The 20,122-nt window shown below is 49.9% G+C and carries 19 protein-coding genes and 1 pseudogene; 14 read left to right on the top strand and 6 right to left on the bottom strand.

The genetic code is table 11. The features are described from left to right. Positions 1-153: 153 nt before the first annotated feature. The 3 genes from ACO0LF_RS25665 to ACO0LF_RS25655 are packed head-to-tail and all read left to right on the top strand — an operon-like array spanning position 154 to position 2,338. A complete protein-coding gene (locus ACO0LF_RS25665) occupies positions 154-522 on the top strand; it encodes a GntR family transcriptional regulator (RefSeq protein ID WP_423019225.1) in 369 nt (122 codons plus the stop codon). Beyond that, positions 519-1,400: an ABC transporter ATP-binding protein gene (locus ACO0LF_RS25660; protein ID WP_423019223.1), complete on the top strand. Its 882-nt coding sequence runs from the start codon at positions 519-521 to the stop codon at positions 1,398-1,400. The genes ACO0LF_RS25665 and ACO0LF_RS25660 overlap by 4 nt, the downstream gene beginning before the upstream one ends. Then, complete coding sequence (locus ACO0LF_RS25655) at positions 1,397-2,338, top strand: hypothetical protein (RefSeq protein ID WP_423019221.1); 942 nt, start codon at positions 1,397-1,399, stop codon at positions 2,336-2,338. Before ACO0LF_RS25660 ends, ACO0LF_RS25655 begins: the two co-directional genes overlap by 4 nt. Before the next feature lie 53 nt (positions 2,339-2,391). On the opposite strand, the gene ACO0LF_RS25650 is transcribed toward ACO0LF_RS25655, so the two are convergent. The 4 genes from ACO0LF_RS25650 to ACO0LF_RS25635 form a co-directional block, all read right to left on the bottom strand. Next, positions 2,392-3,264, bottom strand: coding sequence for a DMT family transporter (locus ACO0LF_RS25650; protein ID WP_423019219.1), 873 nt, complete (start codon positions 3,262-3,264; stop codon positions 2,392-2,394). A 178-nt stretch (positions 3,265-3,442) separates the two neighbouring features. Then, positions 3,443-4,021, bottom strand: a complete 579-nt coding sequence (sodB, locus tag ACO0LF_RS25645) for a superoxide dismutase [Fe] (RefSeq protein WP_423019217.1) — start codon at positions 4,019-4,021, stop codon at positions 3,443-3,445. Positions 4,022-4,189: 168 nt separating this feature from the next. Next, positions 4,190-5,551: an exodeoxyribonuclease VII large subunit gene (xseA, locus tag ACO0LF_RS25640; RefSeq protein WP_423019215.1), complete on the bottom strand. Its 1,362-nt coding sequence runs from the start codon at positions 5,549-5,551 to the stop codon at positions 4,190-4,192. Between the two features lie 744 nt (positions 5,552-6,295). Continuing rightward, positions 6,296-6,421, bottom strand: coding sequence for a hypothetical protein (locus ACO0LF_RS25635; protein WP_423019213.1), 126 nt, complete (start codon positions 6,419-6,421; stop codon positions 6,296-6,298). 340 nt (positions 6,422-6,761) lie between these two features. Between ACO0LF_RS25635 and ACO0LF_RS25630 the strand changes: the two genes are divergently transcribed. From ACO0LF_RS25630 to ACO0LF_RS25590, 9 genes are all read left to right on the top strand, one after another. Further along, a complete protein-coding gene (locus tag ACO0LF_RS25630) occupies positions 6,762-7,367 on the top strand; it encodes a MotA/TolQ/ExbB proton channel family protein (protein WP_423003552.1) in 606 nt (201 codons plus the stop codon). 2 nt (positions 7,368-7,369) lie between these two features. Beyond that, positions 7,370-7,813, top strand: a complete 444-nt coding sequence (locus ACO0LF_RS25625; protein ID WP_423019211.1) for an ExbD/TolR family protein — start codon at positions 7,370-7,372, stop codon at positions 7,811-7,813. A 127-nt stretch (positions 7,814-7,940) separates the two neighbouring features. Next, positions 7,941-8,981 (top strand): tetraacyldisaccharide 4'-kinase, encoded by a 1,041-nt coding sequence (gene lpxK, locus ACO0LF_RS25620; protein WP_423019209.1) that lies wholly within the window; start codon positions 7,941-7,943, stop codon positions 8,979-8,981. Next, on the top strand, positions 8,962-9,156 hold the full coding sequence (locus tag ACO0LF_RS25615) for a Trm112 family protein (protein WP_423019207.1): 195 nt from the start codon (positions 8,962-8,964) through the stop codon (positions 9,154-9,156). The genes lpxK and ACO0LF_RS25615 overlap by 20 nt, the downstream gene beginning before the upstream one ends. A gap of 6 nt (positions 9,157-9,162) precedes the next feature. Continuing rightward, a complete protein-coding gene (kdsB, locus tag ACO0LF_RS25610) occupies positions 9,163-9,921 on the top strand; it encodes a 3-deoxy-manno-octulosonate cytidylyltransferase (RefSeq protein WP_423019205.1) in 759 nt (252 codons plus the stop codon). Positions 9,922-10,119: 198 nt separating this feature from the next. Next, complete coding sequence (adk, locus tag ACO0LF_RS25605) at positions 10,120-10,776, top strand: adenylate kinase (protein ID WP_423019203.1); 657 nt, start codon at positions 10,120-10,122, stop codon at positions 10,774-10,776. Positions 10,777-11,023: 247 nt separating this feature from the next. Then, positions 11,024-13,252, top strand: a complete 2,229-nt coding sequence (locus tag ACO0LF_RS25600; RefSeq protein ID WP_423019201.1) for a sodium-translocating pyrophosphatase — start codon at positions 11,024-11,026, stop codon at positions 13,250-13,252. Positions 13,253-13,478: 226 nt separating this feature from the next. After that, positions 13,479-14,237 (top strand): 3-hydroxyacyl-CoA dehydrogenase, encoded by a 759-nt coding sequence (locus ACO0LF_RS25595; RefSeq protein ID WP_423019199.1) that lies wholly within the window; start codon positions 13,479-13,481, stop codon positions 14,235-14,237. Positions 14,238-14,525: 288 nt separating this feature from the next. After that, on the top strand, positions 14,526-15,713 hold the full coding sequence (locus tag ACO0LF_RS25590) for a patatin-like phospholipase family protein (protein WP_423019197.1): 1,188 nt from the start codon (positions 14,526-14,528) through the stop codon (positions 15,711-15,713). Between the two features lie 14 nt (positions 15,714-15,727). Here ACO0LF_RS25590 and ACO0LF_RS25585 read toward each other — a convergent pair whose 3' ends face one another. Both ACO0LF_RS25585 and ACO0LF_RS25580 read right to left on the bottom strand, forming a co-directional pair. Continuing rightward, complete coding sequence (locus tag ACO0LF_RS25585; protein ID WP_423019195.1) at positions 15,728-17,104, bottom strand: hypothetical protein; 1,377 nt, start codon at positions 17,102-17,104, stop codon at positions 15,728-15,730. 5 nt (positions 17,105-17,109) lie between these two features. Then, positions 17,110-18,525, bottom strand: a complete 1,416-nt coding sequence (locus tag ACO0LF_RS25580; protein WP_423019193.1) for a circularly permuted type 2 ATP-grasp protein — start codon at positions 18,523-18,525, stop codon at positions 17,110-17,112. Positions 18,526-19,252: 727 nt separating this feature from the next. Between ACO0LF_RS25580 and ACO0LF_RS25575 the strand changes: the two genes are divergently transcribed. Further along, positions 19,253-19,630 (top strand): ribonuclease domain-containing protein, encoded by a 378-nt coding sequence (locus tag ACO0LF_RS25575; protein ID WP_423019191.1) that lies wholly within the window; start codon positions 19,253-19,255, stop codon positions 19,628-19,630. A gap of 20 nt (positions 19,631-19,650) precedes the next feature. Next, a pseudogene (locus ACO0LF_RS25570) lies at positions 19,651-20,070 on the top strand (barstar family protein); the annotation flags it as partial. Between the last annotated feature and the right edge of the window lie 52 nt (positions 20,071-20,122).

Below are 20,122 nucleotides of genomic sequence, written 5' to 3'. Positions count from 1 at the left end.
CCATGCCGATTTTTTCTTGTCATGCTCCACAAAAAACTTACACAAAGCATATTGAGTTAGTGTTATAGTTAACTACAACACTAATTTACTTGTGAGATAGCACTGTAGAAGCATCAATCTCGCTGTCCCGGGTATTCACAGGAAGGTGCAAGCATGAGTGTTAACTGGAATGACCAAACGCCGATTTACCGGCAATTGAAACAGCGGGTGCTGGGCATGATGCTGGATGGCTTGTTAAAGCCGGGGGATGCTTTGCCCTCGGTAAGGCAGGTGGCAGCAGAGTATCAGCTCAATCCGATTACTGTCTTAAAAGCGTATCAGGAATTGGTAGATGAAGAACTGGTCGAAAAACGAAGAGGTGTGGGCATGTATATGACCGAGGCAGCGCTTGATAAATTGCTGGCAAATGAACGCCAGCGTTTCATAGAAGAAGAATGGCCAGCCATGCTGGAACGCATACGCAGGCTGGGGCTGGATGTGCAGCAATTGCCGGGCCTGCAAAATAAAGGAGGGGTGAAATGACCAGTACAGGGAATAGCTCAGTGAATAGTGTCATTTCAGCCCGCGGTATCAGCAAGCAATATGGTAAGCAGCATGTGTTGAATGATGTGAGCTTTGAGATTGCTCCCGGTCGAATTGTTGGCCTGATAGGACCGAATGGCTCAGGCAAAACCAGCACCCTCAAAGCAATACTAGGCCTGGGTAATTTTGAAGGCGAGATGCAGGTATTAGGCTTGGACCCGCGTACCCAGCGTGATGCGCTGATGAATGAAGTCTGCTTCATCGCCGATGTTGCTATTTTGCCGCGCTGGATCAAGGTGAAGCAGGCGATAGACTTCGTGGCGGGAGTCCACCCCAAATTCAATCGTGCCAAAGCTGAGAAATATCTTGCCAATACCAAGCTGATGCCAGAAATGAAGGTCAAGGCTATGTCCAAAGGCATGATAGTGCAATTGCATCTGGCGCTGATCATGGCCATTGATGCGAAATTACTGGTGCTTGATGAGCCGACGCTGGGCCTGGATATTTTGTACCGTAAGCAGTTCTATCAAAATCTGCTGGAAGACTATTTTGATGAAAACAAAACTATCATCATCACTACGCATCAGGTAGAAGAAATTGAGCATATTCTCAGTGACGTGATTTTTATTGATGAAGGAAAAATCGTGCTGGAAATCAGCATGGAGCAGATGGCCGGGCGTTTTGTCGAGGTGATGGTGACACATGAAAAAATGGAGGAAGCTGTGGCATTGCACCCCATTAGTCAACGTGCAGTATTCGGCAAAATCGTCATGCTGTTTGATGGTGTTGCACAGGATTTGCTGGCCAGCCTGGGAGAAACACGTATCCCCGGCGTTGCAGACTTATTCGTCGCCAGCATGAAAGGAATTGCTAAATGAAAACCATGATTAGTCTGTTGAAGCGTGAATTCTGGGAACATACCGGCATGTTTCTATGGACGCCGTTAAGTGTTGCCGCTGCGATGATATGTGTGTTTACCATGCCCTTTTTATTTGGGCAGCATCTGATTAGTGCGCACGTTCTCGACAGGGTTGGGAGGATGAGGGATGATACTCAAAGAGTCGGGGATGCTTTGGCCAGTATTTATATGCTTTCTTCTGGCCCATTATTGATAGCCATGGCTGGCATCATTTTCTTTTACTGCCTTGCTTGCCTGCATGATGACAGGCGTGACCGCAGTATATTGTTTTGGAAATCTTTGCCAGTGTCAGATTTTCAAACTGTTTTGTCTAAACTGCTGGTAGCGTGTCTGGTCGTGCCCTTGATCTTCCTGACGATTGCGACTGCAATGTCATTTTGCATGTTGATGATACTCAGCATTGCATTTTCCACGCAAGAAGTTTTCATATTTAAAGATTTGCTGGCAAATGGGAAACTGTACCTGACTCCTCTGCAAATAGCAGGAATTTTGCCAGTATATATTCTATGGGCCTTGCCAAGCTTATGCTGGTTGATGCTGGTGTCTAGCTGGGCTCGCTCCAAAGTATTTCTTTGGGCAGTTGGGATACCGCTTCTGGTCGTATTTTTGATCGGCATGCTAAAGCTGTTGATATATCAGGATGCAGATATGCAATGGTTTGTCGACCTCATTTTAGGTCGTAGTATTGGAAGCTTGGTTCCAGGTGCATGGATACGATTTGAGAGCATCCCACTAAATGCTTACTTTCCCTTATCAAAAGAAGATTCTGGCTTTGAAAGAATATTCATGATTTCCTGGCATACTTTGACCAGCCTGCAATTGTGGCTGGGAGTATTGCTTGCTGCGTGCATGTTCTATATGACGGTACGCTTGCGCCGCTGGCGCGAAGCTGCATGATGTAAGAAGAATTGGAATTGCGGCAATAAGCGCAATTCCAATTCTTTAATTCTTTATTTCGATGGCCTTACCACCAGGGCCACCCCTGCCAGCGCAATCACCATACCAAGGATCGCTGTCATCGTCAGCTTTTCACCAAACATCAGCCAGGCCATGGCGGCCGTGACTGCGGGGACCAGGTACATATAGCTGGTGACCTTGGTGGCTTCGCCATGTCGTATCATGATGAACAGCACCGAAATGCCAACGCCCGACAAGACAAATACGGACCAGGCCATGGCGGCAAAAAACTGGGGTGTCCAGATGATGGTCTGAGTTTCCAGCGTCAGTGCAAATGGCAACGTCACCAATAAGGACGCTACAAATTGTATGACCTGCCCGGTCCTGACATCAAAACTGGGGCAGTTTTTTTTCTGGTAGAGCGTACCTACGGTCATTGCAGTCAAGGCCATCACGGCCAGCGCTACGCTGCTGACGGATAAACCGATGACAGAAATTTTATTGGCGACCACCAGTGCCACTCCACAAATGCCCAGTGCCAGCCCTATCCACTGTTTGCCATAGATGCGTTCACCAATGATGGGCCCAAGGAATGCCGTAAAGATAGGCTGGGTATTGGCGATCAGGGCGGCGACACCAGCCGGCATGCCCAGCTTGACCGCACACCAGATGCCACCCAGGTACATGGCCTGCATCATGATGCCAGCGATGGCGATAGGCAGCCAGAAGCGGCGCTCTGGCCAGGGTGCACGCATTGCCAGCGCCAGTGCCAGCATGAAGATAATCACGCCCAGATAACGCAGGCATAAAAAAGTCAGCGGTTCGGCATACGGCAGACCATATTTGGCGACCACATAACCAGATGCCCAGATGAAAATGAAGATAGCGGGGAGAAAGCGTAAGAGAGGTGAGGCTTTGGTATGCATGTTGTTCAGAGAATAGGACGATTGAGCACAATGGATTTCTGCTGCTCAGTTGAGCCTTGATCTTCGCACAAACAGCGCAGTCAATGGATGAAAAAAAACCTGCGATGCTCATGCAGGCGCAGGTTTTTTTCATCTGTCTTGCATATGTCATGATGCGAGGGCATCACGACAAGCTGACTCAGCCCAGGTTTGCTGTTGCAAATTCCCAGTTGACCAGCGCCCAGAATGCTTCCAGGTATTTTGGACGTGCATTGCGGTAGTCGATGTAGTAAGCGTGTTCCCACAGATCGCAAGTCAGCAGTGGTGTGTCTGCTGTTGTCAATGGTGTCGCGGCATTGGAGGTGTTGACGATATCCAGTGTGCCATCGGCTTTTTTGACCAGCCATGTCCAGGAAGAACCGAAATTACCGACGCAAGACTTGGTGAAGGCTTCCTTGAATGCATCAAAAGAACCCCATTTGGCATTGATGGCATCCGCCAGTTTGCCGTCAGGTGCGCCGCCGCCGTTAGGTTTCAGGCCATTCCAGTAGAAAGTATGGTTCCAGATCTGTGCTGAATTATTGAAAATGCCGCCAGAAGATTTCTTGACGATTTCTTCCAGTGTGGAGTTTTCAAATTCTGTACCCTTGATCAGGTTGTTCAGATTGGTCACATAGGTCTGGTGATGCTTGCCATAGTGGTATTCCAGCGTCTCTTGAGAGATATGCGGGGCCAGAGCGTCCAGTGCATAGGGCAGTGCCGGTAAGGTATGTTCCATATCGTGTCCTTTTATCGTGAGTTTATCAATTCCGGCAATCCGGAAAAGCCAGACCAGCATTGTAAGCTTTTGTACAAAAGCTTGCACGTCGGCGTATGCAAATTACCAGCAATGACATGTATATGCGAAAAATGATGAGTCGCTTCTGTCAGCCAGCTTACTGAGATATCAGTCCAGCTTGGTTTGTACGCTGCTGATGCCAACTTCAGCCGTGCCGGATGCCAGCCTGACTTGCAGCAGGGATTGTGGCTTGAGTTCTGTGGTAGCGCGCAACGCCCGGCCTTTGTGGTCGCTGAGGATGGCATAGCCACGTTCCAGCGTACGTTGCGGGTTCAGCAGCTCTAACTGGCTGCGTAGCGCAGATAAGTGCTGCTGGTGACCTTCATGGCTGTGTCTGGCCGTTTGTTGCAGACGCCTTTGCATGTCGGCCAGTATCATCCCGGGTTTGGCTAAATCAGGTTTATGCGCCTGCCAGCTTAGGGTCAGTTGTGTCAGATCATGTCTGGCCTGGCGCAGAGGTATGTTGGCGCTGTAGCTGAGGTTGCGGGCCAGGTTTGCCAGTTGCAGGCGGCGGGCGGCAATAGCAGCCTTGGGGCTGAGCAGGCGGCGGCTTTGCCAATCCAGGGTTTGGGCCTGGTTATCCAGTTGCCTGTGCATGCAGCGGCTGAGTATCTGTGCCTGGCGCTGCAAGAGCTGCAGCCAGACATCGCGTGGTGCGGTAGCCAGTTCGGCGGCGGCTGTCGGTGTCGCAGCGCGCAGGTCAGCAGCAAAATCGGCGATGGTAAAGTCAGTTTCATGGCCTATGCCAGCGATGACGGGCATAGGGCAGTTGACGATGGTACGTGCCACGACTTCTTCATTGAAGGCCCATAAATCTTCCATGCTGCCACCACCGCGGCAGACCAGCAAGACATCGCACTCTTCACGGGCAGCAGCAGAGGCGATTGCCTGTGCGATTTTCATGCCCGCCCCTTCGCCCTGAACAGGGGTAGGGTAGAGGATGATATTCACATGCGGTGCGCGTCGCTGCAGGGCAATCAGGATATCGCGCAGGGCAGCCGCCTGAGGGCTGGTGACTATACCTATGGTTTTGACAAAGCTGGGCAGGGGGCGCTTACGCTCGGGGTCAAACAAGCCTTCCTGTGTCAATTGCGCTTTCAGTCGCAAGAATGCTTCATATAAATTACCAACACCAGCGCGACGTATGGCTTCTACGCTTAACTGATAATCGCCACGCGGCGCATACAGGGTGACCAGGGCGCGTACTTCTACCTTGTCACCTTCCTTGGGCTGGAAGTCGGCATATTGGGCGCGACCACGAAACATGACAGACCTGACTTGGGCGCCACTATCTTTCAAGGTGAAATACCAATGACCAGACGCAGCGCGGGTAAAGTTGGAAATCTCGCCAGAAACCCAGGTCAATGGCAGATTACGTTCCAAAAGTTGAGCAACGGCCTGATTCAGCGCCGTAACTGTCATCACGGACGGCGTATTTGCTGGCTTGGCGTAAGGTGATTCAGGATTCATAAAGCTTGGCGGCGGAAATTCTGTCCACAGTGGCGTGAAATGGTCATCAGCATGTCATTTTGCCTCTAGGATGTCAAAAGAAATGAAAGTTTACTATCTAAGTCTTTGATTTTTAATAAAAAACAATTTGCAAAAGAATGAGGCAAAATGAAAATTCCCTTTCAAATCAAGGACATTGCCACGCATCAGGCAGCTTGTGCACAAACTTATCCACAGAAATTGTGATTAAGCTGTTGAAAACTTTACCGCTGAGTGCTTCAAACTTGTTTGCCTAAAATAGTGGCATGAAAGTAATATTCATTAAAATCAATAACTTATACGGTTTCCCTGTGCTTTTGCACAAGCTTGTCCACATATTTTGTGCAGAATAAATGTTTATTCTTTAAAGGAATGATCAAAAAAACAAAATTTCACCTGTGATTGTGAATAAGTTGATTTTGCCACTTTTTTAGGCGCGAATAAAATAATGAATAAAATCAGTGGTTTAGTTAAAACCCCCATACTTTTTCACATAGTTATCCACATATTTTGTGTAAAAGCCTCATTTATGCCATGTTGAGCTGGTACTTGCTTGTATGGAAATTAACTTTTCCATGGGGAAAAAGGATTTTCTCCTGAAAGTCTGCATTTGCCTGTTTTTCTGGCAGCATTGCTTACGTTTTTAAAATCAATGACTTATAGCGTTTATTTACGGTAATGCACAATCTTGTCCACATATTTTGTGCAAAACAATGGGCTTGATCTCTATTCAATTATTTTGATGAAAATTTGTGCAAAAAAAGCCTGGATTGCCGCTTTGCCTAAAATATTGGCAGCAAAATAATATGCTTTTAAATCAGTCACTTGTCGTTGTACACGAGACTTTTGCACATACTTGTCCACAAATTATGTGTAGAAATGACGTGGTGAAATCAAGAAAAATGCTGTTTTATCCACAAAATCGCTGTGCTTAAATCTTTGGCATAACTGAAAACTTCAAATAAATCATGGGCTTAGCTATATTCAATCGACTTATCCACAAGCTTGCGCACAGATTTTGTGTAAAACAGGGGCCAATCCGCCATGACGATAAGTAGTGCAAACTTTGTGCTTGTGTGAAAAATCCTGTTCTGAAACATTTTGTACCGAGTTTTTTGCGTTGTGCTCTTGCTCACAGGCAGACAACGCGCTACATTGCGGGCTTGGATTTAGGAACCTTCAAGGAGTTATTTTGTTCGCCATCATTCAAGCCGCAGGCTGGCCAATTTATTTGTTACTGATTGCCTCAGTTATTGCGCTGACATTAATCATAGAACGCAGCCTTTCTTTGCGCCGCAGCCGTATCTTGCCACCCACTCTGGTTGACGAAGTCATACGCGTCTATCAGGCTGGCAAGGTCAAGCCAGAAGTCATAGAGCAACTGGCAGGTAATTCACCGCTGGGTAAAGTATTGGCAGCGGGTTTGCGTAATGTAAACGCACCCCGTGAAGTCATGAAAGAATCGATAGAAGAAGCTGGCAGCGCGGTTGCTCACGAGCTGGAACGTTTCCTGACTACCCTGGGCACCATCGCTTCGCTGGCACCTTTGATGGGCTTGTTTGGTACGGTCGTAGGTATGATAGAAATTTTCGGTTCGCAAAATGCGACTGGTGCCAACCCTGCACAACTGGCCCATGGTATTTCCGTAGCCTTGTATAACACTGGCTTTGGTTTGATGATCGCCATGCCTGCCATGGTGTTCTGGCGTCATTTCCGCGCTTTGGTGGATAGTATCGTCGTCGATATGGAACAACAGGCTATCAAGTTTGTTGACGTTGTCCACAGCGCCAGGAAGTAGTCATGAATTTTCGTAAAGGAAGGGGCAGGGAAGAGCCAGAGATCAATCTGATCCCGTTTATCGACGTCTTGCTGGTGATCCTGATTTTCTTGATGGTGACAACGACGTATAGTCGTTTCACCGAATTGCAAATCACCTTGCCGACTGCAGATGCAGAAAAAGCCCAGGACAAGCCGAATCAGATTGATATTGGTATCGATGCACAGGGGCGCTATAAGATCAATAACCAGTCCGTGTCTTTCCTCGACACCTTGACACTGGCGGAAGACTTGAAAAAAGCAGCAGCCGTGCTGGAAGCTGGAAAGACTGGTGCTCAGCCTGATCCTGTCGTCATCATCAATGCAGACCGTGCGACCAGCCACCAGTCCGTGATTGATGTGCTGGAAGCGGCGCGTATCGCTGGCATGGCCAAGGTGACGTTTGCGGCGCAGGCTACGGCGAAGTAATTGATAGCCTGACTGGTTTATAAGCAGGGTACTGTTTTAGAAACTGGCAAAAAACCGGGGAGTGAGTAACTCCCCGGTTTCTTTTTGTAGAGACAGCAAGAGAACGATAGAGAAAAAAGAGAGTGACATGCGGGCAGTAGTGGAAAAAGTCTTGTTGAATGCCTGGCAAAAGCGCGGGCTGCTGGCATGCCTGCTGTGGCCAGTGTCCAGGCTATTTCAGCTCATCGTCACTTTCCGTTTTGGCTTGTTTGTGATGGGCTACAAAGCACAAACGAAATTACCCGTACCTGTGGTTGTGGTCGGCAATATCTTTATTGGTGGTACTGGCAAGACACCGCTGGTGATCTGGCTGGTGCAGCAATTAAAGCTTGCAGGCTGGCATCCGGCTGTTATTTCGCGTGGTTATGGCGTGCATGCCGAGAGCGTAATTTTGCTGGACGCTACTTCGCAGCCGCAGCAGGTTGGTGATGAACCGGTATTGATTGCTGCCAGGGCAGCATGTCCAGTAGCGGTGGGGCGTGACCGCGTGGCCGTGGCGTGTTGCGTGCTGGCAGCTAATCCGCAAGTCGATGTCATTATTGCTGACGATGGTTTGCAGCATTACGCCCTGGGGCGTGATGTTGAACTCGTGCTGTTTGACCAGCGTGGGGCTGGCAATGGCTGGCTCTTGCCTGCTGGGCCTTTGCGTGAGCCTGTGGAAAGGCGGCGTGATTTTACTATCTGCAATCTGGCCCGCCAGGATACGGCCTTGCCTGACATGATGCCTGCGGATACCGTGCGCATGCATTTGCAAGCAGGTCAGGCCTATCGTTTGCATGATGATACGCAACGTAAACCTATGACACAGTTCGCAGGGCAGCGCTTGCTGGCAGCGGCTGGCATAGGTAATCCACAACGTTTTTTCGATATGCTGGCGGCACAGGGTTTGCCATGCCAGACCAGGGCTTTTCCTGATCACCATCCCTTTGATGCGCAGAGTTTTAAAGGCATCGATGCTGATTGCATCCTGATTACCGAAAAGGATGCAGTAAAATGTAGGCAAATCCCGGCTTTACTGGAAGATACCCGCATCTGGGTAGTGCCAGTCGAAGCTCAACTCGATGCTGCTTTTGCCGCATCACTGATACAAATGATTTCGGAGAAAAAGCATGGACGCACGTCTGCTTGATGTGTTGGTTTGCCCTTTGTGCAAAGGACAATTGGTCTACCAAAAAGCCAGTCAGGAATTGATTTGCTATGGCGATAAACTGGCTTACCAGATACGCGATGATATTCCCATCATGTGGGCAGATCAGGCGCGCACGCTGACTACTGAAGAAATTGACGCCAGACCCAAGGGATAAAGTTTTATGAGTTTTATCGCCATCATCCCGGCCCGGCTGGCTTCCAGCCGCCTGCCGAATAAACCTTTGGCAGACATAGGCGGTAAACCCATGGTGGTGCGCACGGCTGAACAGGCATTATTGTCTGGTGCCAGCGCCATCATGGTGGCTACAGATCATGCCGACATCGTCGCTGCCTGCAAGGCCCATGGTGTGCCGGTCTGTATGACGCGAGCAGACCATCCATCTGGCACTGACCGCATTGCTGAAGTCGCCGCCAGCATGAACCTGGCTGATGATGCTGTCATCGTGAATGTGCAGGGAGATGAGCCCTTGATAGCTCCGGCACTGATCGCTGCAACGGCGGCACTGGTAAGTGCTGATGTGCCCATGGCGACTGCAGCTCACACTATCCATTCAGCGGAAGATGCTTTTAACCCCAATGTCGTCAAGGTGGTATTAGACAAACATGGTCGCGCCCTGTATTTCTCTCGCGCCACCATACCCTGGCACAGGGATGGGTTTGCCATCAGCCGAGCACAGTTCCCACCCGCCTATGCACCTTTGCGTCATATCGGTTTGTATGCCTACCGCAACGATTTTTTAAAAAAATATCCGCAATTGGCTGTTTCTCCACTGGAACAAATTGAGACCCTGGAACAATTACGAGTTCTATGGCATGGCTATGCGATCGCTGTCCATGTGACTGACTCCAGCCCTGCACCAGGGGTGGATACGGCAGAGGATCTGGAGCGTGTCCGGCAGTTTTTTATGGATAAGAAATAAAAAAATACGGAACTTGCCCATGTTTTCGTGGCAAAGCATCAAGAATTGCGAAAATTGTGGTAAGTTTCGTGAAAAGAAACTGTGTTATCAAGCTAAAAGAAGAAAAGCAAAAAAGGGCTGTGCCTGCAATGAAACACTGGCTGGCATGTTTTGATAATACAAGCACAAAAAATTCAAACTCGTCTTAGGAAATTTAACATGCGTCTTATTTTGTTGGGAGCGCCGGGTGCCGGCAAGGGTACACAAGCCAATTACATCAAAGAAAAATACAATATTCCTCAAATCTCTACCGGTGACATGTTGCGTGCAGCGATCGCTGCGGGCACAGCCTTGGGTCTGGAAGCAAAAAAAGTCATGGATACTGGTGGACTGGTATCAGATGACATCATCATCGGTCTCGTCAAAGACAGGCTGACACAGCCGGATTGCGCCAATGGTTATTTGTTCGACGGTTTCCCACGCACGACGCCACAAGCAGATGCGATGAAGGATGCTGGCGTGACGATAGACTATGTACTGGAAATCAATGTACCGGATGAAGCCATTATCGACCGCATGAGTGGTCGCCGCGTTCACCCTGGTTCTGGCCGTACTTACCACGTCAAATTCAATCCGCCAAAAGTCGAAGGCAAGGATGATGTGACTGGTGAAGAACTGGTGCAACGCCCTGACGACAAAGAAGAAACTGTCAAGAGGCGTTTGTCTGTGTATCACGAACAAACTGAAATCCTGTTGTCTTACTATGGCGACTGGGCCAAGTCTGGCAAGCCAGGTGCTCCCAAGTATCGCAAGATCGCCGGCGTTGGACCGGTAGAGTCCATCCGCGACAGCGCATTTGCGGCGCTGTCCGAATAAGTAAGTAAAAAGCGGACTGCATCGTCCGCTTTTTTTATAGCTAAGTACGGCTAAGCCCCAGCCAGTTTCTCCAAAAATATGGGCTACGTAAAAGTTTCGCAGTGTGCAGGATTCATTTTTGTCATTTGGTGCAAAGCAGTCTGGTACTGAAGTCTGGAAAATGAAGAATTGTCGTTGTTTCACTTTGTCGTTAAAAAAATGCATGCGCCCACAAGGCCAACATGCCTATAACATTGGAGGAGTCAACATGACAGCAAGTCTTTGGTTTGTCATCGCATGTGGAGTCATAGCCGTCGTATATGGTTTGATATCGCGTAGCTGGATCTTGAAGCAGGATGCCGGTAATGCGCGTATGCAGGAAATTGCCGCAGCCATTCAGCAAGGCGCAGCCGCCTATCTGGCGCGCCAGTACCGCACTATCGCCATCGTCGGCGTCGTGTTATTCGTTGTTGTAGCCGCCATACCTGGCCTGGGCTTGATCACGGCCATAGGCTTTTTGATAGGTGCTGTTTTATCTGGTGCCTGTGGCTTCATCGGCATGAATGTCTCGGTCAGGGCCAATGTCAGGACTGCACAGGCGGCAACCAAGGGCATGAATGAAGCACTGGACGTGGCTTTCCGTGGCGGTGCTATTACCGGCATGCTGGTCGTCGGCCTGGGTTTGCTGGGTGTGACTATCTTTTACTGGGTGCTGGTTTGCAACGCGGCAGGCAGTACTTTGACACAGCATGATGTCATCAAGCCCTTGATAGGCCTGGCCTTTGGTGCTTCGCTGATTTCCATCTTCGCCCGCCTTGGTGGCGGTATCTTTACCAAGGGTGCTGACGTTGGCGCTGACCTGGTGGGCAAAGTTGAAGCCGGTATCCCGGAAGATGACCCACGTAATCCTGCCGTGATCGCCGATAACGTCGGCGACAATGTGGGTGATTGCGCCGGTATGGCGGCAGATTTGTTTGAAACTTATGTGGTAACCCTGATCGCCACCATGTTGCTCGGTGCGCTGGTGATCACCAGCAATGTCACTGAAGCGATCGTTTATCCACTCTTGCTCGGTGCTGTTTCCATCCTGGCTTCCATTGTCGGCTGCTCCATGGTGAAAGCCAAGCCAGGCAAGAAAATCATGTCAGCCCTGTACACAGGTTTGTGGTGGGCAGCTGGTTTATCATTGATAGGCTTCGCATTCGTCACCTGGCATGTCTGGGTCGACGAAGCCATGCGTATGAAGATGATGGGCTCGGCTCTGGTCGGTATCGTACTCACTGGCTTGATGGTCTACATCACTGAGTATTACACCGGCACAGACTTCAAACCCGTGCAACATGTGGCGCAGGCATCGACCACGGGTCATGGTACGAATATTATTGCTGGCCTGGGTGTATCGATGAAATCAACCGCCTGGCCCGTGCTGGCTGTGTGTGCATCCATTCTTGTGTCTTATCATCTCGCTGGTTTGTATGGTATCGCGATTGCCGCAACTTCCATGTTGTCCATGGCTGGCATTATCGTGGCCCTGGATGCTTATGGCCCTATCACCGACAATGCCGGTGGTATTGCTGAAATGTCAGAAATGCCAGCTTCTGTGCGTGCCATTACTGATCCGCTGGATGCTGTCGGAAATACCACCAAGGCGGTCACCAAGGGATATGCAATTGGCTCGGCCGGTCTGGCTGCGCTGGTGCTGTTTGCTGATTACACACACGCGCTGGATTCTGTCGGCAAGAGCACTTCGTTTGATTTGTCCAATCCACAAGTCATCGTCGGCCTGTTTATCGGTGGCTTGATTCCTTACCTGTTTGGTGCCATGGCGATGGAAGCAGTAGGGCGTGCTGCCGGTGCTGTGGTGGTAGAAGTGCGCCGCCAGTTCAAGGAAATCAAGGGCATCATGGATGGCACAGGCAAGCCTGAGTATGACAAGGCTGTCGATATGCTGACCACATCTGCCATCAAGGAAATGATTATTCCATCGCTATTGCCTGTCATCGTGCCCATCCTGGTTGGCTTGTTGCTGGGGCCTGCTGCACTGGGTGGTTTGTTGATGGGGACTATTGTGACGGGCTTGTTTGTTGCCATCTCCATGACTACCGGTGGTGGCGCCTGGGACAATGCCAAGAAATATATAGAAGATGGTCACTTTGGTGGCAAGGGTTCGGAAGCACACAAGGCTGCCGTGACGGGTGACACGGTTGGTGATCCTTACAAGGACACGGCTGGTCCCGCAGTCAATCCCTTGATCAAGATCATCAACATCGTGGCCTTGTTGCTGGTGCCACTGCTGCCAGCAACCGGCACCACCACCAGTGCGGCCAGTCATGCCAGTCCGCCTGCACAAATGGCGGCTCCCGCTGCTTCTGCTTCAGCCAGCGTAGTGCCTCCAGCAGTTGCACCTGCTGCGGCATCAGCATCTGCTCTAGCTTCGACTCCGACCGAGGTGCCGCCTCCTCCGGCCATGGCTGATCCTGCATCCGCCAGTAAATAAGCGAGAACTTGCTACATAAGCAAGGGTGGAAAAAAAGTGGTAGCGCAAACATCGCTACCACTTTTTTATTTTTGCCTGGTGAAGAATATTCGCTACAATACGAGGATGTGACGTTTACGTTAACGTAAATTTAGCGTAAGTTAAACCTGCGTGATAAGCGTCATTGCATATGTAAATGCATCAATAAATACAATCCTCATAATTCGATTTACCTGGAGAGACAAACATGCAAATTCAAAATCATGTATTTATTATTACTGGCGGTGCTTCCGGCCTGGGTGCAGCGACGGCAAGAATGATCGTTGCCAATGGCGGCAAGGTCGTGCTGGCCGACGTGCAGGTTGAAGCTGGCGAGGCACTGGCAACTGAACTGGGTGGCAAGTTTGTCAAATGCGATGTAACTTCAGAAGCTGATGGCAAAGCTGTTGTCGAGGCCGCTGCCACTCTGGGTACGCTGCGTGGCCTGGTCAATTGCGCCGGTGTTGCACCAGCCATCAAGACGGTAGGTAAAGATGGCCCGCATCCGCTGGATGTTTTCCAGCGCGTGGTGAATATCAATCTGATCGGCACTTTCAATATGTGTCGCCTGGCAGCAGATGCCATGGGCAAGACCGAAGCTGCTGACCATGGTGAACGCGGTGTCATCATCAATACCGCATCCGTCGCAGCATATGATGGCCAGATTGGCCAGGCAGCCTATGCTTCTTCCAAGGCTGCAGTGGTTGGTTTGACTTTGCCTATGGCACGTGATTTGTCACGCAGCGGCATTCGTGTCATGACGATAGCGCCTGGTATTTTTGAAACACCTATGCTCCTGGGTATGCCGCAAGAGGTGCAGGATGCTTTGGGCAAGATGGTGCCGTTTCCTCCGCGCCTGGGCAAGCCGGATGAATATGCGAATCTGGCCAAGGCGATTATTGAGAATGTGATGTTGAATGGGGAGACTATCCGATTAGACGGCGCCATTCGCATGCAACCCAAATAGTAAATGCTGATAAAGCTACTGCGCGGCGCGATTTTTGGTCGGCGATGCTCATCGTACTAAAGTACGATTGCGCTTCTCAACCAAAACTAGCGTCGCTCGCTACGCTTTCTCAGCACTTACGCGTCTCGGTAAGCTGGGAAGGAAAAATCTTAAGGCTTCACACGGCTCGGTGCGGCTGTTGTATTTGCAGAGCATGATTTTTTCAGTGTGCCGTGCAGCATGACAAATTGCTGGGGGGCTACTACACTAGGGCAAATCTGTATTTGCCCTTTTTTTATGCCTACACAAATGAGCACTAACGCAGGAACGGGATTGATACTGACTGGGGGTGGGGCGCGTGCGGCCTATCAGGTGGGGGTGCTCAATGAAATCTCGACTATCCTGATTGATGCTGGCTGGCATCCGGCCAGTAATCCTTTTGGTATCATTTGCGGTACTTCAGCGGGGGCGATCAATGCCACGTCGCTGGCTTGTGGCGCAGATAATTTTAGTGATGCGCTGGGGCGCATGTTGCATATCTGGGAGAATTTTGAGGCCGCGCAAGTCTACCGGGCTGATTCGCTGGGCGTCATGCGTAGCGGGGCGCGCTGGTTGACGCTGTGGTCGTTTGGCTGGCTCTTGAATAAATGGCGCAAGGCTCCTCCAAACTCTTTGCTGGATAATTCACCGCTGGAAGCCTTATTGAACCGCATGCTGGACCTGGGTAGCCTGGATGCTGCTTTCAATAGTGGCAGCTTGCATGCACTGGCGGTGACGGCTTCTTCTTATACCGCTGGCCAGCATCTGACTTTTTACCAGACCCTGGCCGATATTGAGCCCTGGGTGCGCAGTCAGCGTCTGGCACAGCGCGATTTTATCGGCGTCCAGCATTTGCTGGCCTCGGCAGCGATCCCCTTTATTTTTCCTGCCGTGCCCTTGAATTGGGGCGGGCGCATGGAGTATTGTGGCGACGGTTCCATGCGTCAGTTGGCACCGATATCGCCAGCCATACACCTGGGGGCAAAAAAAGTGTTGATCGTTGGTGCTGGACGTCTCAGCGAGCCGCCCAATGTCAGTACCGAGACTGCCCGTTACCCCAGCCTGGCACAAATTGCCGGTCATGCCTTGTCCAGTATCTTTCTTGATAGCCTGGCCGTGGATATAGAAAGGCTGATGCGCATCAATAAAACCTTGTCGATGTTGCCCCCCGAGTTGCTGGAAAAAACGCCTTTGCGGCCGGTGGACCTGTTGGTGATTGCGCCTTCAGAAAGGCTGGATGAAATTGCCAGCCGCCATACCAATAGCCTACCTTTGCCAGTCCGCACCATGCTGGGGGGCATAGGTGCGACCGAGGCACGTGGCTCGGCGCTGGCATCTTATCTCTTGTTTGAGTCCAGTTATACCAAGGAATTGATTGCGCTGGGCAGGCGTGACACCCAGGCCAAGAAAGAAGAAGTACTGAGCTTCTTCCGTGACCAGGGCCAGACTATCACCTGATTGTATCTAGACGTCTATGCGCGGATAAAATGCGGGACGAATTGCATCTTGTGTATCATAGAAAAATCCGGGTTAAAGGGTGTCACCCAGGTTTCCAGTCCACGTAATTTTCCGCCCATCATATAGGGGCAGCAGGATACGCCTGTACTTCTTTCGATGACACCCTGGTCGGTATATTCTATCAAGGCTTGTGCCCTGGGCCTTACCCGGCGCTGTACTATCCAGATATCAGTTGCGCTGCCGTCCCATGCTGCTCTTGCACTGAGTTCTGTGATCAAATCATTCCAGTCCGCATGGGTGGTATTCCATCCCAGATGGACGTCTCTGGCCTGGAAGGAATCTGTCTTCTTGATGACAAATTCTTCCCTGTTATTCCTGACTTCGGCCAGTTCCCCGCCAGACAAGAATGCCAATACCCGGGTCCACGGGATTAAACGATCAACCGCCCTGATTTCTGCATCACTAAGATTGCCAGGTCGGTAGGCCGGGTCAGAAATCCAGGCCAGCATGAGTTTTGAATCAAGTACAGACAAGGCAAGCGGCACGGTTTCAGCTTGGGTGGCTGGCAGCAATGCCTGCAACATGCTGGTGAATTGCTCCAGCGCGGTTTTGACTGTGTAAATTGAGCAAGCACGATGCCGTACATGTTTTCTGCCCTTGCGCAAGGAGGGAACAACTTCACCTGTGTATTGCATGCGATGAAAGACATTATCTTGTTTGCTGTTCAGCCTTTGTAGGGCGACATCCATCTCCTGGCGAATTTCTGGCTTGTCTTTCATGATCCAGTGAAAATCGACAGCATCTTTATCGGCGACCTCGCTAAAGTATTTTGCAAAACCATCCAAAGGGCTGCCGAAAGCCAGGGTTTCATCGTCCAGGATAAATAGTTGTGCGGCGATTTTCCAGATATCATCGGGACGCAGATAACCACCTATGCCAGTGTCAAAATTCGTTTCTACGACTTTGGGACCTTCTGCACTCAAGACGATATCCGGGCGGCCGAACATGAATTTGGTGGCATCTTCGGCCAGCAGGATTTCTGGACTGGGTAATATGCCTTCATTCATTACAGGCCAGTGATTGAAACGCCGTACATGGGCCATCAAGTCGGACATGCGATGTGCCTGAGCATCCGCATGAGAAATCTCGCGTTCAAGGACCAGTACTTTCAAGAGCGCGCGGTACAGTGTCTGCAAATCAGTTTCAAATTCCAGCAAGGAGGGCAAGGCAGATTCTACCGGGCCCAGCAGGGTATCTGGAGTTTGTGTGCCCCATACGGTCTTGCCTAATTGCGCCCTGAAGTCCCTGAGTAAATCCTGCGCTGCTTTTCCTTCGATGGCAGGCAGAGTACGTAACTGAGGCGCTGGCAGGTGCGTGACTTTGCTGTCCATCGGTTTCACCTGACGACTAAAAATGGTTGAACAAAGCCTTCGCGCGCAACATTGGTGGTCGCTTCTGCAGAAGTCCTGACCAAAATCCCCTGGGCTTTGCCATGTATCATGAAATAGGCCAGAGAGGTAAAGTATTGCCCGGGTTCTTGCATGCCGGGCAGCGTAGCCATGCAGGTTTCTACAGCCGAGAGTTCCTGTATCACAAAGTCCTCTTCCTCTTGCACTTCGACTGCCTGGTGGATGGCCTGTTCCCATTCTTTATCGTCGACATCCCTGCCGATGACGACGCTGCGTCCGCGTGTATCGAGAGAGCGTTTTAACACCAGTTCCCTGCGATTGGAGATCACGTGTTTCAACTCATTTGGATTAAGGTGCCTGAGCAGCCTGGTGTAGGGGACAACTTCCCTGATCAGTTCATATTCCTCGGCGTTGATATGTGGGCGCAGTAAAGGGCTCCACAGAAAGGCCAGCATGCTCTTGTTTTCAGGTAAATACATGCTGGCAAATGTGTTTACGGCAAAGACCTTGCCAGTTCCAACGGCATCCAGATAAGCCTGCACTTCTGCATGCGTACGTGAAAATGCACATTCATAGGCATCTGGCCCATGGGTATCGTCAAATTTATTGAAGCAGATATCGATAGGTTTATCCTCGAAATACAGCGTTCCTTCCTCGAATCGCAAGTCTTCAACATAGCAGCGAATCGCTGGTTTGCCCTCTGCAATAAATTGTTCCTTGATCAGATCAAGCTCATTATTCATCGTCAGATATTTGCTGTTCAAGATAGCTGCAGAATGGGTGGGCTGATTCAAGTTAGCTGTGCTGGCTGCCTCTATCACGGCTTTGGCAAATGCACCTTGCTTTTCCAGGGGCGTGACGACAGGGTCTAATCCCAGTTGCTGTAATTCTTCCATGACCAGGTTATGTCTGAAGACTTGCGCAAAGCGCTCATAGAAACTGGAGCCTGCCGGGGAATGGGTATTTAATTCATAGATACGCGGGCGGCCCGCATCATCAATCGTGAAATCGTAGCGGCAATATTGCACGCGTGGCCGGTATGCTGCGCCTAGCCGTATCAAATGCTCGTACCTGGCTTGTAGCTTGAAGAAATCGCGTACGCTGGCATCATTCAGGTAAAGGTCGATAGCTCGTTCGACTATCACGGCCACGCGTTCCAGCAAGCCACCTATGCGCAGGAAGGTGGAATTTGACATCACATAAGGCAGGCCCTGATAGGGGATAGCCTTGTCTTCATGACGTAAGCCCAGTCCGCTGAGCCTGGCAGGATTTTCTTGATGGTCAACCAGCCTGGCAGATGCATCCAGTTGATCAGCAAAGCATTGCTCAAGCAAATTTATGCGGCCATTCTTCTTTAAGACTTCAAGAATGCTGGTTTTTTTCAGGGGAGTGTAAGTATTCATGATGGTTAAGAAAATTCGATTAATCGACCCTCAAGAGATGTCTGGGTTTGCGACTTCCAGCAAAAGCTATTTCCTGCAGGCGGACATAACTCCGCCTGCACTTGATGTGCGGTTCCGATGAGGTAGGGAAGGGCGATGCTGAGTGCTGACGAGTACTAGCAGGGCTTGGGTTTCTTTGCCTGTACAAACAGGCAGTCTGTCCTGCCCCAAGAATTTACGTCACGATGAGATGAAGAAGATCCGTTCATACGAAAACTGTATCCTCAGATTAAATACTAGCTTAAGTCGCCCTCGTGGATCATGCCTATTGGCAGACTCAAGGCCATGTGAACCAAGCGAATATCACGCTTGACCAAGTTGCTCATTTTTAAGAGGACTCACTCTTCGTAAGGCACTCACTCTGCAGCTTATGGCTACATTGGCAACACAAGCCTGTGATTTTGAAATGATGTGTCCTTTTTGTCAATTGCTATTTTGTAATATATTAATGAGTATTAATTTTAACAATTTCAATGATGTAAAAGGACGCAAGCCCTATCATGCAAGCAAGGCATTCTTTACAGCGCATGCAGCGTTTCAAAATAGAAAAATTTCTCCAGGGAAGCGCTAAAGTTCGCTCTGTTGTTACAAGGAGTTGCCTCCTTGTAACAAGTGCAACAATGGTTGATTCATCATCGACAAACCGTTAATCTATGCCCTGTTTAAGCATGTGCGGATAGATGAAATAATGATAAGTCCAACATTTTTTAAAAAATGGCTGGTTTTCCTGGCGCTTGCTTTATTGGCAGTAACTGGCATTGCTAAAGACACTGGCGGTCAGTCTCAAGTTGCGCTGGCAGAGTTACCCAAAGAGGCTCAGACGACACTGAAACTCATCAAGCAAGGTGGGCCATTTCCTTATGACAAGGATGGCGTTGTTTTTGGCAATTATGAATCCAGATTGCCCAAGCAGAAGCGTGGTTACTATCATGAATATACAGTGAAAACACCGCGCGCCCGTAATCGTGGTGTGCGTCGCATCATTGCCGGATCGGACCCGCAGACCTCTGGTGAGTACTATTACACTGAAGACCACTACCAGAGTTTTCGCAGAATTAAAGAGTAAATAATTAAAGAGTAAATATGATCTCAGCAATCGAGGGGGAAATGGATTTATTGGCAACGGTGCCGTCAAATCTGGTGCAGTCCATACGGGCTTTTCGCGTGCAGGATTTGCAGGCAGAGGCGAACAAACTTGGCCAGCATTTCCTGTATGCCTATTGCCTGGAAGCATTAAGCAAGCAGCAAGTCTTGGGCAAGATTGCCGTATCTTTTGGCTTCCCCAAACCCATGTGCCGGAATCTGGATGCCTTGTCTGATTGCCTGACAGACATGATTTATAAGGCAGGGCCACAACCAGGCTTTCTCATTGTGCTTGAGCAATTGCCAAATACGCAAAAATTTGACAAGGAAGCACGTGAGACTCTGCTGGATGTCTTTCGTGATGCAGCAGATTTCTGGGCCGAAAGAAAAGTTGCTTTCCGGGTGTTTTACTCCTTCGAATAGTCTTTTTATACCTTGTATAATAGATGCCGATAAGTAATTGTCGGCATTTTTA

It is taken from the genome of Undibacterium sp. Di27W, from assembly GCF_049340345.1.
Classification (GTDB): domain Bacteria; phylum Pseudomonadota; class Gammaproteobacteria; order Burkholderiales; family Burkholderiaceae_D; genus Undibacterium.
The sequence above is the reverse complement of the archived record's forward strand: the minus strand, read 5'-3'. Positions and strand labels throughout refer to the sequence as shown.